We start from the raw sequence: 13,254 nt of genomic DNA, 5'->3' as shown, positions 1-13,254 counted from the left end.
ACTTCAAGATACTGAATTTCAGTATCTTGAGCAATATCTAATCAGTATTTTTTACTTCAAATAATTACACCCAACGGGTTAATAAATAATAAGAAAATATTAGACATACTATTTCCCAATAAAAAATACTTTGACTATGATTTTCTATAAAAATTGATAATAAACCTGTCACAAGGATAATCCATAATGGTATTGAACTAATTATACTAATAAACACTTTCTTTTTATGTGACCAGTCTTCATTTATTTCAACAAAAAAATCTTTATTTTCAGAATCATTGTTTAAATAAGAATGTAAAAAATACTGACCAGTTATCATATTAACAACAAAGTAGGCTTGTGAAATCATTAATGGATATACAAAGTTTTTTGGTATATCATATATTGAAATTAGACTAAAGACATTAATGTCAAAAGTACTCCAAAAACCTATAAGATACAAAGAACCGCAAACGAATAAATATGTCAAGAGAATTGTTGAGATTGGTATGTATTTTATTATGTCTTTCAATTTAATATTTTTGGTTTAGTTACTCCTAAAGTTTCCATGCTAAAGGTCTTGGCAATTTATTGAAATTAAATTATTTATTATCGCAGGCAAAGTTAGGAAAATAAACATTCAAGAAACCGAAAAGTTAGCAAGTGAGCTTATTGGCTGTTATGAGACGTTTATCTATATGAGGCTTTTGACTTTCTAATCACAACGTTTGGAATGTTTAGAGTTTCCAAGTATGTTGAAATAGCTGATGACAAAACAGAATTTTTTGGACCGATTATAACTTCTTTTATTGGAAATACAATTCCATTATTCGAAAAATCTAAATCCATATAAGTTTTAGGAGCATTTTGAGACATTAAAAATTTTACTTCTTGACCTTTATGGTCTTTTCCAAACGCAGTTCCGCCTCTATCAACAATTTTTAGGGAATCATTACTTTTTTCAAAATTCAATAGATGAACTAATCGAATTTCTTTTTCTTCGGAAAAAGCTGGATTTTTGTAGGAAGCAGAATCAAAAGAAAGCAATGTACAAAGTTCGACGAATCCTTCACCAAATTTTTCTTCTTTTGGCAAAGATTGTTCAACTTCAAAAATTGCTTTGACAACTTTTTTGACTTCTTCAATTTGCTTTTTCTCTTTATATTTAACTTTTAGAGCTCTAACAGACAGTTTTTTCAAATCCTGAGCTTTAAATCCTATCGCATAACCATTACCATCCTCTGCGTATGCTCGCCATTGACTTAAAACATCTCCATCTAATGAAAAGCAAGAAGCAAGTAGTAAGCCCCAACTTCCTGAAAAATGTATTATATGATCAATTGCATCTAAAAATTCTTCGCCAACTTCCGTTAACAATTCAGTTGCGGCTTTTTCCCAAATTGAATATCCCCAGTGCATTTCTAAGTAATCATTCATCGTAAATAAATCACATAAGCGAATAGTTTTATTTGTACAAATAGCATGAAATGTACTTGCATCACAATAATGATAAAGTAATTCGTTTCGTTTCGGTTTGTAAACTCTGTCAACTATCACTGAAGTGTGTTCTTTAAATGTACCATAACTTATACATACTATTGACATTTTCAGACCTAATAATCCTTATCTAGGTTAGTAGGTCTAATAATTACCAATGTCTATCTTTCCCAAATATATAAATTAACTTTCAAAACGGGTGACAAAATTTTCAAACTGAAAAAAAAAGTCACAATTGTTGTAACAAAAAAATCATTTTAAAAAAAATGTTACACGTTTTGTGGCAAAAAAATCATTTTGAAAAAACTGCCACAAAAAGGAATAGGAATGGAACTTGTTTTAAACCAAATTAAAATGGTCCTAAGTGAGCATATTATGCAGAGCAAAGTAAAGAGAAATATTTTATTTTATTTATTCCGATATTAGGAGATTTTGAGTAGCGAAGAAATTCTTAGGATCATTTTGTTTCATGTAATCATTTTTATTTACCTTACGAAAAACTTTTGTTAGATATCTTTAAAAAAAGTATATTTGTTTTGAAATAAATAATTCTATGTTATTTGAATTCTCTAATCATAGTTTAGAACAAATAAAAATGCGTTCAATTTCTAAGGAAATAGTTGAAATGGTTATTAACAAACCTGATAAAATAATTATAGAAGACGAAAATCAACAAATTTTTCAAAAAGTAGTAGAAAATCATTTATATCGGGTTTTTATCAATAACAACAAAAATCCATCATTAATAAAAACAGTTTACAGGACTTCTAAAATCACTAAATATTTGTAATTATGAAAGTTAAGTATGATAAAGAAACAGATATACTCTACATCACTTTAAGCGATGAAGTAATTGAAGAGTCAGACGAAGATAAAAAAGGATTTGTTTTAGATTATTCCAAATCAGGAAACCTTGTTGGAATAGAAATCTTAAATGCTTCCAAGTCTTCTATAAACCCTGCTAAAGTTGAATATGAAGTGGCATAATTATAAATTTTATATTCACTAAATCTAAAAACTACCTATTCAACCACCAAATACTAATATTTAAAACACTGGCAAAACTCACCCAAAGCAAATACGGAATAAACAAATAGCCCGCAATTTTGTCAATTTTTCCAAATTTGATGTAGGTTTCATAAATCATCAACCAAAGCAAGATAATTTCGATGCCCGCTAACATGGGGTTTCGCAATCCAAAAAATAAAAGCGACCACAAGGCATTCAATCCCAATTGAATTACGAAAAAAATCAAAGCTTTTCTAACGGCTTCTCGTTCAAAATCAATGCGATTCCAAACCAAACCTGCCGCAATTCCCATCATGATGTATAGGGTACTCCAAACCGGTGCAAAAACCCAACTTGGAGGATTAAAACTCGGTTTTATTAAAGTGGGAAACCAAGTTAAAACACTAGAGCGGGTTACCATTCCTGAGATATATCCTATAGCCACACAAGTCAAGACAAAAATTAGAATTTTTACGTATTTGTTCATAATGCAATTTTCATCAAATTTAGTCAAATTTATTGCGATTCTACAAATGAACTATATTTATGCAGACTGAAATTCTGTTTGGTCAAAAACGAAAAATTAAACCGCAAATTCGCAAATTAAAAAATGCCATTACAAAAATAATTTGCGAATTTGCGGTAAATATTTTTTATAAGCTCAAAACAAGATGGATTAATGTAGATAGTTTTAAACTTAATTTGAGAACAATAAAGAACGTATAAATCAAAAAAAGTATCTTTGCATAAATTTTACAATTCATGTTTTTAGCAAACGATTTTATTCCAGAAACTTATTCTGCTACTATAGACCAAGGAAGCTTCACTTGGAGCGCACCCAGTAATATTGCTTTGGTGAAATATTGGGGGAAAAAAGACAAGCAAATTCCAGCGAATCCATCAATAAGTTTTACTTTGAATCATTGTAAAACAATTACCAAATTGGGTTTTTCCAAAAAAGAAAACAACGGAAATTTCTCTTTTGATTTGCTTTTTGAAGGAAAACCTAAAGAAGATTTCAAACCAAAAATCGAAAAATTTCTGGAACGAATAGAACTCTATTTGCCATTTTTGAAAAACTATCATTTTACGATTGATACCCAAAACACATTTCCCCACAGTTCCGGAATTGCTTCATCAGCATCAGGAATGGCAGCATTGGCAATGAATTTTATGAGTTTAGAAAAAGCTTTACATCCTGAAATGACAGATGATTATTTATATCAAAAAGCCTCTTTTTTGGCGCGTTTAGGCTCAGGAAGCGCTTGCAGAAGCGTAAAAGGCAGTGTTGTAGTTTGGGGCAATCATAACAATACAAAAGGAAGTTCTGATTTGTTTGGAGTCGAATTTCCGAATACCATTCATGACAATTTCAGGAATTACCAAGACACTATTTTACTTGTGGATAAAGGCGAAAAGCAAGTTTCGAGTACTGTTGGACATGATTTAATGCACAACCATCCTTTTGCCGAAAGGCGGTTTGCTCAAGCGCATGACAATTTAGATAAACTTTCTATAATACTTCAAAACGGAAATCTTGACGAATTCATCAAAATTGTAGAAAGTGAAGCCTTGACATTACATGCCATGATGATGACTTCGATGCCTTATTTTATTTTAATGAAACCTAACACATTGGAAATTATAAATGCTGTTTGGAAGTTTAGAAATGAAACAAAAATCCCCGTTTGTTTTACACTTGACGCCGGAGCTAATGTGCATGTATTGTACCCAAAAAACGTTTGCGAAAAAGTTTTACAATTTATTCAGGACGAATTAGTTGGCTATTGTCAAAATGGTCATTACATTTGTGATGAAATTGGTTTTGGAGCTCAATTGAAAATTGAAAATTAAAAAATATGAAAGGACCATTATTTTACTCTAAAATATTACTCTTTGGCGAATACGGAATTATACGTGACTCAAAGGGTTTATCAATTCCTTATAATTTTTATAACGGTGCGCTGAAAAAAGAGGATAATCCTTCAGCAGAAGCAATTGCATCGAACGAAAGTTTGAAACGTTTTGTCTCCTATTTAGAGACTTTGCAAAACGAGCAACCTCAATTAGTTACTTTCGATGTCAATACTTTAAAAACGGATGTTGAAACTGGAATGTATTTTGATTCTAGCATTCCGCAAGGCTATGGTGTAGGAAGTAGTGGTGCACTTGTAGCCGCAATTTACGATAAATATGCGCAAAATAAAATTACGGTTTTAGAGAATTTAACTCGTGAGAAACTTTTACAATTAAAAAATATATTTTCTCAAATGGAGAGTTTTTTCCACGGAAAAAGTTCTGGTTTAGATCCTTTAAACAGCTATTTGAGCATTCCAATTTTAATTAATTCTAAAGACAATATTGAAGCAACCGGAATCCCAACACAAAGTTTAGACGGAAAAGGCGCTGTATTTTTGTTAGATTCTGGAATTGTTGGCGAAACGGCCCCAATGGTAAATATTTTCATGGAAAACCTTAAAGACAAAGGTTTTCGCGCCATGTTAAAAAATCAATTTGTAAAACATACTGATGCCTGCGTAGAAAATTTTCTTGGCGGTGACATGAAATCATTGTTTGAAAACACCAAAAAATTATCGAAAGTAGTTCTGAATAATTTTAAACCCATGATTCCAGAACAATTTCATGGTATTTGGCAACGCGGCATTGACACCAATGATTATTACCTAAAATTATGTGGCTCAGGTGGCGGAGGTTATATTCTAGGCTTTACAGAAGATTTAGAAAAAGCAAAAAAGGCATTGAAAGATTATAAATTGGAAGTAGTATATCAATTCTAAAAAAGTTTTAAACTTTAATTCTTTTTTCTCTCCATGTTAAATCGAAAGAACAAGCTTTTAGTACTAAAAATTGTCAGTTTGTTCTCAGTAGTTAGAGGATATAATATTCCTATCATTGCTTTGGCTCAATATCTTTCAGCTATTTTTATTCTGGCTACTGAAAAAAGGGCTTTAGAGGTACTTTTAGATTTTAATCTTTTTATATTAGTTGTTGCTTCGAGTTTAACTATTGCTTCTGGTTATATTATTAATAGTTTTTATGATAGCAAAAAAGATTTAATTAATCGTCCAAATAAATCTCATTTGGATCGATTGGTGAGCCAAAAAACAAAGCTTCAGGTTTATTTTGGCATTAATTTTTTTGTGGCTTTGATTGCTTTATTTGTTTCTGGCCGGGCTTTTATCTTCTTTTCGGTTTACATTTTCTTGATTTGGTTTTATTCGCATAAGATAAAAAAATACCCTTTGATTGGTAATCTTATGGCCGCATTTCTGGCTGTATTGCCTTTTTTTGGCATTCTTTTATATTATAAAAATTTTTATGAAGTCATTTTTTTTCATGCAGCTTTTTTGTTTATACTGTTGCTAGTTAGAGAAATGATTAAGGATTTAGAAAACATCAAAGGCGATTTAGCTAATGATTACCAGACCATTCCTATTGTTCGTGGAGAAGTAATCTCGAAAAGAATTATTACGTTTTTGTTGTTGCTTTCGATTATTCCTGTTTATTTTTTAATCAATATTTTTGATGTGGGGTATATGGATATTTATTTTTATATCTGTTTTATTATTCTAATTTTTTTTGGAATACGTTTGTGGAAGTCTACCACAAAAGAGGAATTTTTACAACTTCATAACACCTTGAAATTCCTTATTGTTGCAGGTGTTTTTTGCATAGTTCTCATAGACCCTAGTGTCCTGTGGAATGGTAAAAAATTATTGATGACTATTTGAACTTTTCTTATTAACTCTAATCTTTTCGATTGAGTTAGCCCTGAAAGCATTGAAAATCCTACGCTTTTGGGCGTAGATTGTAACGGATAGCAGGAATAGCTCCTTAAAAACCGAATCTAATTGCCTATATTTGCACACAATAGGTCATAATGACCGAAATGACGAAGTAAATTACAGCATATTATGAAATGAGCTTTTGCGAATTCCATATTTCCTATAAAAATAAATAATACTTAATATGAATAATAAGGAAGGCAATAAAAAAGGAAATGGCGCTAGACCCAATAGTTCTAGACCCAGTTCTAATAAGCCTAAACCGGCCATGCAGAAGCGTGCTCAAGGGCCAAAAAAAGTAAAAACAACTACTAAAATAGTTCCTGTTGCAACCGATAAAATTGAAAAAAAACCAAATCAAGCGCCAAAGAGACCAAAAGTAGCAGACGAAATTCGTTTGAATAAATACATTGCAAATTCGGGTGTATGTTCTCGTCGTGATGCTGATATTTATATTCAATCGGGGAACGTAAAAGTAAATGGGAATCCAATTACAGAAATGGGTTATATGGTAAAGCCTGGCGATATTGTAAATTTTGACGGAGCAGTTTTAACTCCCGAAAAGAAAGAATATATTTTGCTGAACAAGCCTAAAAATTTCACGACGGCTTTAGATGAAGGTCAGGAGTTTCGTAACGTTTTAGAGCTCGTTAAAGGCTCTACAACTGCAAAAATAGGAGCTGTTGGTAGAATGGATAAAAATACGACCGGTTTGTTATTGTTTACGAATGATACAGATATGATTCGTAAATTTACTTTACCGAATCAGAAATCATCAAAAATTTATCAGGTTTCGTTAGATAAAAATTTGAAATACGAAGATTTAGAAAAAATAAGTACAGGTTTAGTTCTTGACGGACATCGCGTTTTCGTGGAAGAAGTAAGTTATATAGACGACCAACCTAAAAGCGAAGTGGGTCTGAAATTAAGATCTTCGAACGTAAAAGTAGTTCGAGCTATTTTTGAACATTTCAGTTATGATGTTTTGAGAATAGACAGAGTCGCATTTGCAGGTTTAACCAAGAAAAATTTACCTCGTGGAAACTGGCGTTTTTTGACTGAACAAGAAATTATCAATTTGAAGAATGTATAATCTTTTTTCGAAAATAAAAATTAAATTCCTGCTTTATAGCGGGAATTTTTGTTTTGAGTCTAAATTTTATAGCGATAAAACTGTTTTTGCTATTGGTAAAATTCGCTCTACAAATTTAGCATAAGCAACTGCTGAAGGATGCAAACCATCATTAGCAACCAAATTAGTTTCTATTAACCCTAATCGAGTAATATCGGTAATGTTTACAAAAGCGATATTATTTTCTAGACAATACTCTTTTGCGAATGTATTGTAACTGTCTATTTGTGTTGAAATAGAAGTATTTCCGTTTCCAAATCGAGTGTAAGCATAATCTGGAATAGAAACCACAATTACATTCGTTTTATCACCTTTTGCTAACGAAATAGCCGTATTTACTAATTCAGGAAATTCTTGTTCATAAAGTGAAAACGGTTTGCGTTGATATTGATTATTTACTCCTATTAACAATGTAACCAAATCATAATTTGGTTTAAGATTTTTCGTATCGATTGCATTTATTAGATTCGTTGTAGTCCACCCTGTTGTGGCAATTACTTCTAGAGAAAAACTATCTTTTGGAAATGCACTTTGTAAACCCGATTTTAGTTGTTCTGGAAACCGACAAGTTTCGCATACGCTTTCTCCAATAGTATAACTGTCGCCAAGTGCTAAATAGCTATAGGCTTTGGGTTCAGGAATTGGGTCTGGATCAGGAATTGAAACAACTACAGGAGCAACATCATCTAAATCGGTACTGCAACTTAAGCCTGAAAACAATAAAAAACAACCTAAAACAACTTTAAATATTGTCTTCATAGATTCTGTAATTAGCGTTAAATATTTTTATTTAATCTGTAAATGAAGAAAAAAGAATTGGTCTATAGTATTAAACCACAGCCTCTTTCTCTAAAATCATTTCTTCAATAGCATTCCATAATCCGATACGTTTTTCTAGGGCTTGAATTGAAATTTCTGTTACTTCATTCCACTTTTTCGAATCATTTCCGCAAAGTTCCGTAATCATTTGCATCGCCATTGGCCCGTGTTCACCTGCATCCAATTCAATATGTCTTTCAAAATAATATATCAGTTTACTTAAATCTGTTTCAGGAAAATTTGCTTGAAAGTTTTTTAATATTTCCGTGAACATACTCGGAATTAAATCTTCTCTTCCAAAGGTAAACGCCGCTGCAATCTCATGGGTTCTTCCTTCTTCAATGACTCTAAAAGTAAAATCTAAAAAAGCTTTAATATTAGGATGCAAATTACTTTGTTTAATAGCTACGAATATGTTTTGTAACGAACTTACTTGAGACAAAAAAGAATGAATTCCGTTAGTGTCTGCACCACAATCTTTCATTGCATCAAGATACATTTCAAAATGACTTTGCCTTTTTCCATCTATAGTCAAATCAGATTCTTCGGCTAAAACAATTTCATTAATTAGATATCGAGTTTCAGTATTTTCAGTTGCAAACCATGGCGTTGTAGTACAAGTTAATTTTGACTGCAACGCTTTTAACAAAGACATAAAATCCCAAACGGCAAACACATGATTTTCTAGAAAAGAATGCAAATCGTCAATAGTTTTTACTTTATCATAAAGTGAATGATGAAGTAATTGCTCTTTTTGAAGTAATATTGATTGATTGATTTGTTGAATATTCATGGCGAGTTTTTAATTATATACGAAATTATATGCTAAATCGATTTTGTTAAATTTACCACAAAAATAAAAATGCTTCACCAGAAAGAGAAGCATTTTGTATCAATTTTATTTATTGTTTAATCATTTAAAAGCTGGAATTCCTGTTATGTCCATACCTGTAATCAATAAATGAATGTCATGCGTCCCTTCGTAGGTTATTACCGATTCTAAATTCATCATGTGACGCATAATAGAATATTCGCCTGTAATTCCCATTCCACCCAATATTTGTCTTGCCTCACGAGCGATATGAATTGCCATATCTACATTGTTTCTTTTGGCCATAGAAATTTGAGCGGTAGTTGCTTTTCCTTCGTTTCTTAAAACTCCTAAACGCCAAGTTAAAAGTTGAGCTTTAGTAATTTCGGTAATCATTTCGGCCAATTTTTTCTGTTGTAATTGAGTCCCTGCTATTGGTTTATCAAATTGGATTCTTTCTTTAGCATATCGTAAAGCCGTATCATAACAATCCATTGCAGCTCCTATAGCTCCCCAAGCAATGCCATAACGAGCAGAATCTAAACAACCAAGCGGCGCACCAAGTCCAGATTTATTGGGTAACAAATTTTCTTTAGGAACTTTTACATTATCAAAAATTAGTTCACCAGTTGCAGAAGCACGAAGCGACCATTTATTATGAGTTTCTGGAGTAGTAAAACCTTCCATGCCACGTTCTACAATCAATCCGTGAATTCTACCCTCTTCGTTTTTTGCCCAAACCACAGCTATGTCTGCAAAAGGCGCATTCGAAATCCACATTTTTGCACCATTTAACAGATAATGGTCTCCCATATCTTTGAAATTGGTAATCATACTTCCTGGATCAGAACCATAATTGGGTTCGGTCAAGCCAAAACAACCCAAAAATTCTCCAGAAGCTAGTTTTGGTAAATATTTTATCCGTTGTTCTTCGTTTCCGTATTTCCAAATAGGATACATTACTAATGAAGACTGCACTGAAGCTGTAGAACGGACACCAGAATCGCCTCGTTCTATTTCTTGCATAATTAAACCGTATGAAATTTGGTCTAAGCCAGCTCCGCCGTATTGCTCTGGAATATAAGGTCCAAATGCCCCAATTTCAGCCAAACCACTTATAATTTGTTTAGGAAATTCAGCACGTTGCGCATACTCTTCTATGATGGGAGAAACCTCTCGTTTTACCCATTCACGGGCAGCTTCACGAACTAATTTATGTTCTTCTGAAAGTAAATCATCTAATAAATAATAATCTGGAGCTTGAAAAAGATCTGGTTTCATAGTTTAGTCATTGCGAAAGCATCTCAGTAAAGTGAAGCCAACTTGTTAGTTATTGTTTTACAAATTTACATAAAGAAGTTTAACAAAGTGATTAACAATTGTTATAATTATCGTCTTTTTCAGTTAATTTTGTTCAACTCTATAGCATAATAGCATCACATCTTCAAATAAAAGTCCTTAACCAACTCAACATATTCATCCGTATATTCATGCCTACTAATTTCAATAACCAATTCGTTAGCATCTAAAACAGGGAGTTCAAATCGTTTAAAAGCGAGTAAACTCCTAATAATTTGGGTTTTATGTGATCCTTTAACTCTAGTAATTTTTATTGGAAAAAGTTCTACTGCAGCACACAAATCAATAAATCTTTCTTCTTCTTTATAAGGAATGATTACCGAAAAAATGCCGTTTTCCGAAAGTAATAAATCTGCGGCTTCGATTAAATCCTCAAAAGGCAGTGCGTCTTGAAAGCGAGCTAAATCTCTCTGGGAACTTTCTGATTTATAGTCTTCACTGTAAAATGGCGGGTTAGAAACAATTATATCATATTCTTGCTCAGGTTCGTCTATAAATTCATCCAAACCAGCATGATAGCAAAATAATCTGTCGCTCCATGGTGAATTTTCAAAATTATCTACCGCTTGTTCGTAGGCTTCTTCATCGATTTCTAGTGCATCAATTTGCTCAGCATTACTTCTCTGTGCAAGCATCAGAGCAATTATTCCAGTTCCAGTTCCAATATCTAAAATACTAAAAGGATTGTTTTCTATTGGTGTCCAAGCACCAAGTAAAACACCATCAGTTCCAACTTTCATGGCGCATCGTTCTTGTTGAATAGAAAATTGTTTGAATTGGAATTTAGACAACTTAGATTTTTTAGAATATTAGACGATTTAGATTTCTTATAAAGTCGCAGATGTTTTTAATTATCTAAAAGCGGAGCTAATCTAAAAATCTATAAATACATTTCAATTAAGCCTTCTGGCAAATCCATGACAACTTTTTTGTTAGCCCTATCAATTTTAACTAAAAAAGCATCAATCATAGGAATTAAGAGTTCTACTTCTCCATTCAACACTTCAAATAAAGGTTGTGCTGAAGTATCATTTACAGATTGAATGATTCCGAAAACACCCAAACGTTTGTCCTCAATTTCAAAACCAATCACTTCGTGAAAATAGAATTTGTTACCCGTAAGTTTTGGCAACATTTTTAATGGCAAATAGATAGCGCAACCCAATAATCGGTCGGCTTCTTCTTCATTATTTACATCTTCAAAACGAATTCGAAGAAAATCATTTTTGTGTAGTGAGCTATTTTCAATAAAAAATGGAACCAGATTGTTGTTGAATTCAACAAAAACTGATTCCATATTCTCATATAACTCGGGTTCGTCTGTATCTAAGTACGCTAGGACTTCACCTTTAAAACTAAATTTTTTTGCGATTTTACCTAAATAGAAACACTCTTCTTTACGCATCGTCGCAGCTAAAATTTATGCTTCAGTTGTTTCGCTAGCTGTATCTGCAGCAGGAGTTTCTTCTTCAGCAACTACTTCTTCAGTAGCAACTTCAGCTTCTGCAACTACTTCTTCAGTAGCAGCTTCAACTTCTGCAACTTCTTCTTCAACAGCAGGAGTAGCAGCAGCTATTGCGTCAGCTTCAGCTTGAGCAGCAGCAGCTAAACGTTTAGCATTAACTTCTTTTTCGGCTTTCAACGCTTTAGCTTTAGCATCAGCTTGCGCTTTAGATAAACCTTCTTTTTTGTTGTCAACTTTTCCCGCTTTAGCTTCTAACCAAGTCGCTAATTTTGCATCAGCTTGTTCTTGAGTTAGCGCCCCTTTACGAATACCTCCGTCAAGGTGATGCTTCAATAATGCTCCTTTATATGAAAGGATTGCTTTTGCTGTATCTGTAGGCTGAGCACCGTTGTGCAACCATTTTACTGCGCTATCTAAATCTAAATCGATAGTTGCAGGATTGGTATTTGGATTGTAAGTACCTATTTTTTCAAGGTATTTTCCATCTCTTTTTGAGCGAGCATCAGCCGCTACAACCCAGTAAAAAGGTTTTCCTTTTTTTCCGTGTCTTTGTAATCTAATTTTTACTGACATAATCTTATGATTAAATTTTGAGGTACTCGACCTCTGTTAATTAAGGGCGCAAAGATACTCTTTTTTTAAAGAAAACAAACTATAATCTCAACCAATTAATTGATGTGCGTTAAATAATTATAATTTTTACATTTTTTTTACCCGTTTTTACTTTAAAAAGTTATTTTTGTAATATAAATAAAATTACAAATGAATAAAGGAATCTATTTTTTATTGTTTTTGATAGCATTAACATCTTGTACTCAAGATATATCTACAAATAACACTGGAGTATTGCAAAGCGTAAAGGACAATGTAAGTTGGAGAGCTACGGATGCAAGAGCTACTGTTGAATCGGCAAGTACCATAAGTATTGAAGCGGTTACCATAAATGAAACTTTGACATTAAACATTCCTTTACCATCTAGATTTGTAAGTCCAAGAAACGGAATTGAACCATACGATTTAAGCAAAATCAACAATGGAGATGTTACTTATTCTTTCGCTATTGATGGTGTTACAACAGATTATGAGTCAGATTTAAATATTGACAACCCTGGAGTAATTGCTATAACAGAATATGATGGTCAAACCATTTCTGGAACCTTTAGATTTAATTTAAAAAATACCGATGACTCTTCTGAAGAAGCAGAAATAGTAAATTTTCAGTACGGTAATTTTTACAAAGTCCCTGTAAATAGATAAAGAATTAATTTAAAATATTTATCAAAACCATTTACAGATGTAAATGGTTTTTTTGTTTTAATTAAACTTGTCATAAATAAACTAATACATAGTAGTTTAGAATAAAATATAAGTATATTTG

General features: G+C 32.2%; 16 protein-coding genes. 7 read left to right on the top strand and 9 right to left on the bottom strand.

The genetic code is table 11. From position 1 onward, the window contains the following. Nucleotides 1–64 precede the first annotated feature (64 nt). Together ACFQ0S_RS09585 and ACFQ0S_RS09580 are read right to left on the bottom strand one after the other, a co-directional pair. On the bottom strand, nt 65–511 hold the full coding sequence (locus tag ACFQ0S_RS09585; RefSeq protein WP_379758626.1) for a hypothetical protein: 447 nt from the start codon (nt 509–511) through the stop codon (nt 65–67). Between the two features lie 158 nt (nt 512–669). Further along, a complete protein-coding gene (locus ACFQ0S_RS09580) occupies nt 670–1,584 on the bottom strand; it encodes a DUF2971 domain-containing protein (RefSeq protein WP_379758623.1) in 915 nt (304 codons plus the stop codon). Nucleotides 1,585–2,029: 445 nt separating this feature from the next. On the opposite strand from ACFQ0S_RS09580, the gene ACFQ0S_RS09575 reads away from it, so the two are divergent. After that, entirely contained in the window at nt 2,030–2,266 is a 237-nt protein-coding gene (locus ACFQ0S_RS09575) for a DUF4258 domain-containing protein (RefSeq protein WP_379758620.1), read from the top strand. Between the two features lie 2 nt (nt 2,267–2,268). Continuing rightward, the gene (locus ACFQ0S_RS09570) at nt 2,269–2,463 is read left to right on the top strand and encodes a DUF2283 domain-containing protein (RefSeq protein WP_379758617.1); all 195 of its coding nucleotides are present in this window, start codon (nt 2,269–2,271) and stop codon (nt 2,461–2,463) included. Between the two features lie 31 nt (nt 2,464–2,494). On the opposite strand, the gene ACFQ0S_RS09565 is transcribed toward ACFQ0S_RS09570, so the two are convergent. Beyond that, on the bottom strand, nt 2,495–2,971 hold the full coding sequence (locus tag ACFQ0S_RS09565; RefSeq protein ID WP_379758614.1) for a TspO/MBR family protein: 477 nt from the start codon (nt 2,969–2,971) through the stop codon (nt 2,495–2,497). Nucleotides 2,972–3,246: 275 nt separating this feature from the next. Between ACFQ0S_RS09565 and ACFQ0S_RS09560 the strand changes: the two genes are divergently transcribed. The 4 genes from ACFQ0S_RS09560 (at nt 3,247) to ACFQ0S_RS09545 (ending at nt 7,383) form a co-directional block, all read left to right on the top strand. Next, complete coding sequence (locus ACFQ0S_RS09560) at nt 3,247–4,338, top strand: diphosphomevalonate/mevalonate 3,5-bisphosphate decarboxylase family protein (protein WP_379758611.1); 1,092 nt, start codon at nt 3,247–3,249, stop codon at nt 4,336–4,338. Between the two features lie 5 nt (nt 4,339–4,343). After that, entirely contained in the window at nt 4,344–5,282 is a 939-nt protein-coding gene (locus ACFQ0S_RS09555; RefSeq protein ID WP_379758609.1) for a mevalonate kinase family protein, read from the top strand. A gap of 33 nt (nt 5,283–5,315) precedes the next feature. Further along, entirely contained in the window at nt 5,316–6,236 is a 921-nt protein-coding gene (locus ACFQ0S_RS09550; RefSeq protein ID WP_379758606.1) for a geranylgeranylglycerol-phosphate geranylgeranyltransferase, read from the top strand. Nucleotides 6,237–6,474: 238 nt separating this feature from the next. Further along, nucleotides 6,475–7,383 (top strand): pseudouridine synthase, encoded by a 909-nt coding sequence (locus ACFQ0S_RS09545; protein ID WP_379758603.1) that lies wholly within the window; start codon nt 6,475–6,477, stop codon nt 7,381–7,383. A gap of 66 nt (nt 7,384–7,449) precedes the next feature. On the opposite strand, the gene ACFQ0S_RS09540 is transcribed toward ACFQ0S_RS09545, so the two are convergent. From ACFQ0S_RS09540 to ACFQ0S_RS09515, 6 genes are all read right to left on the bottom strand, one after another. After that, nucleotides 7,450–8,181: an SGNH/GDSL hydrolase family protein gene (locus ACFQ0S_RS09540; RefSeq protein WP_379758600.1), complete on the bottom strand. Its 732-nt coding sequence runs from the start codon at nt 8,179–8,181 to the stop codon at nt 7,450–7,452. A 70-nt stretch (nt 8,182–8,251) separates the two neighbouring features. Further along, the gene (locus tag ACFQ0S_RS09535; protein WP_379758597.1) at nt 8,252–9,034 is read right to left on the bottom strand and encodes a DUF3050 domain-containing protein; all 783 of its coding nucleotides are present in this window, start codon (nt 9,032–9,034) and stop codon (nt 8,252–8,254) included. 120 nt (nt 9,035–9,154) lie between these two features. After that, entirely contained in the window at nt 9,155–10,333 is a 1,179-nt protein-coding gene (locus ACFQ0S_RS09530) for an acyl-CoA dehydrogenase family protein (RefSeq protein ID WP_379758595.1), read from the bottom strand. Between the two features lie 155 nt (nt 10,334–10,488). After that, nucleotides 10,489–11,151 carry a tRNA1(Val) (adenine(37)-N6)-methyltransferase gene (locus ACFQ0S_RS09525; RefSeq protein ID WP_379758629.1) on the bottom strand — a complete coding sequence of 221 codons (663 nt, stop codon included), beginning with the start codon at nt 11,149–11,151 and terminating at the stop codon, nt 10,489–10,491. A 140-nt stretch (nt 11,152–11,291) separates the two neighbouring features. Beyond that, complete coding sequence (gene rimM, locus ACFQ0S_RS09520) at nt 11,292–11,816, bottom strand: ribosome maturation factor RimM (protein WP_379758592.1); 525 nt, start codon at nt 11,814–11,816, stop codon at nt 11,292–11,294. A gap of 15 nt (nt 11,817–11,831) precedes the next feature. Further along, nucleotides 11,832–12,449: a 30S ribosomal protein S16 gene (locus ACFQ0S_RS09515; protein ID WP_379758589.1), complete on the bottom strand. Its 618-nt coding sequence runs from the start codon at nt 12,447–12,449 to the stop codon at nt 11,832–11,834. Between the two features lie 189 nt (nt 12,450–12,638). On the opposite strand from ACFQ0S_RS09515, the gene ACFQ0S_RS09510 reads away from it, so the two are divergent. Next, nucleotides 12,639–13,133 carry a DUF6252 family protein gene (locus ACFQ0S_RS09510; protein ID WP_379758586.1) on the top strand — a complete coding sequence of 165 codons (495 nt, stop codon included), beginning with the start codon at nt 12,639–12,641 and terminating at the stop codon, nt 13,131–13,133. The last annotated feature ends 121 nt before the right edge of the window (nt 13,134–13,254 follow it).

The sequence above is a fragment of the Flavobacterium myungsuense genome (assembly GCF_042677265.1).
GTDB classification, from domain to species: domain Bacteria; phylum Bacteroidota; class Bacteroidia; order Flavobacteriales; family Flavobacteriaceae; genus Flavobacterium; species Flavobacterium myungsuense.
Note: the sequence above shows the minus strand (reverse complement) of the source record. Positions and strands in the feature narration are given on the sequence as shown.

What these genes read in the sequence shown, in the direction of transcription:
- ACFQ0S_RS09550 (WP_379758606.1), top strand. Translation starts at nt 5,316, where the DNA reads ATGTTAAATCGAAAGAACAAGCTTTTAGTACTAAAAATTGTCAGTTTG.
- ACFQ0S_RS09570 (WP_379758617.1), top strand. Translation starts at nt 2,269, where the DNA reads ATGAAAGTTAAGTATGATAAAGAAACAGATATACTCTACATCACTTTA.
- ACFQ0S_RS09515 (WP_379758589.1), bottom strand. Translation starts at nt 12,449, where the DNA reads ATGTCAGTAAAAATTAGATTACAAAGACACGGAAAAAAAGGAAAACCT.
- ACFQ0S_RS09575 (WP_379758620.1), top strand. Translation starts at nt 2,030, where the DNA reads ATGTTATTTGAATTCTCTAATCATAGTTTAGAACAAATAAAAATGCGT.
- rimM (WP_379758592.1), bottom strand. Translation starts at nt 11,816, where the DNA reads ATGCGTAAAGAAGAGTGTTTCTATTTAGGTAAAATCGCAAAAAAATTT.
- ACFQ0S_RS09580 (WP_379758623.1), bottom strand. Translation starts at nt 1,584, where the DNA reads ATGTCAATAGTATGTATAAGTTATGGTACATTTAAAGAACACACTTCA.
- ACFQ0S_RS09560 (WP_379758611.1), top strand. Translation starts at nt 3,247, where the DNA reads ATGTTTTTAGCAAACGATTTTATTCCAGAAACTTATTCTGCTACTATA.
- ACFQ0S_RS09530 (WP_379758595.1), bottom strand. Translation starts at nt 10,333, where the DNA reads ATGAAACCAGATCTTTTTCAAGCTCCAGATTATTATTTATTAGATGAT.
- ACFQ0S_RS09535 (WP_379758597.1), bottom strand. Translation starts at nt 9,034, where the DNA reads ATGAATATTCAACAAATCAATCAATCAATATTACTTCAAAAAGAGCAA.
- ACFQ0S_RS09540 (WP_379758600.1), bottom strand. Translation starts at nt 8,181, where the DNA reads ATGAAGACAATATTTAAAGTTGTTTTAGGTTGTTTTTTATTGTTTTCA.
- ACFQ0S_RS09510 (WP_379758586.1), top strand. Translation starts at nt 12,639, where the DNA reads ATGAATAAAGGAATCTATTTTTTATTGTTTTTGATAGCATTAACATCT.
- ACFQ0S_RS09525 (WP_379758629.1), bottom strand. Translation starts at nt 11,151, where the DNA reads ATGAAAGTTGGAACTGATGGTGTTTTACTTGGTGCTTGGACACCAATA.
- ACFQ0S_RS09565 (WP_379758614.1), bottom strand. Translation starts at nt 2,971, where the DNA reads ATGAACAAATACGTAAAAATTCTAATTTTTGTCTTGACTTGTGTGGCT.
- ACFQ0S_RS09555 (WP_379758609.1), top strand. Translation starts at nt 4,344, where the DNA reads ATGAAAGGACCATTATTTTACTCTAAAATATTACTCTTTGGCGAATAC.
- ACFQ0S_RS09545 (WP_379758603.1), top strand. Translation starts at nt 6,475, where the DNA reads ATGAATAATAAGGAAGGCAATAAAAAAGGAAATGGCGCTAGACCCAAT.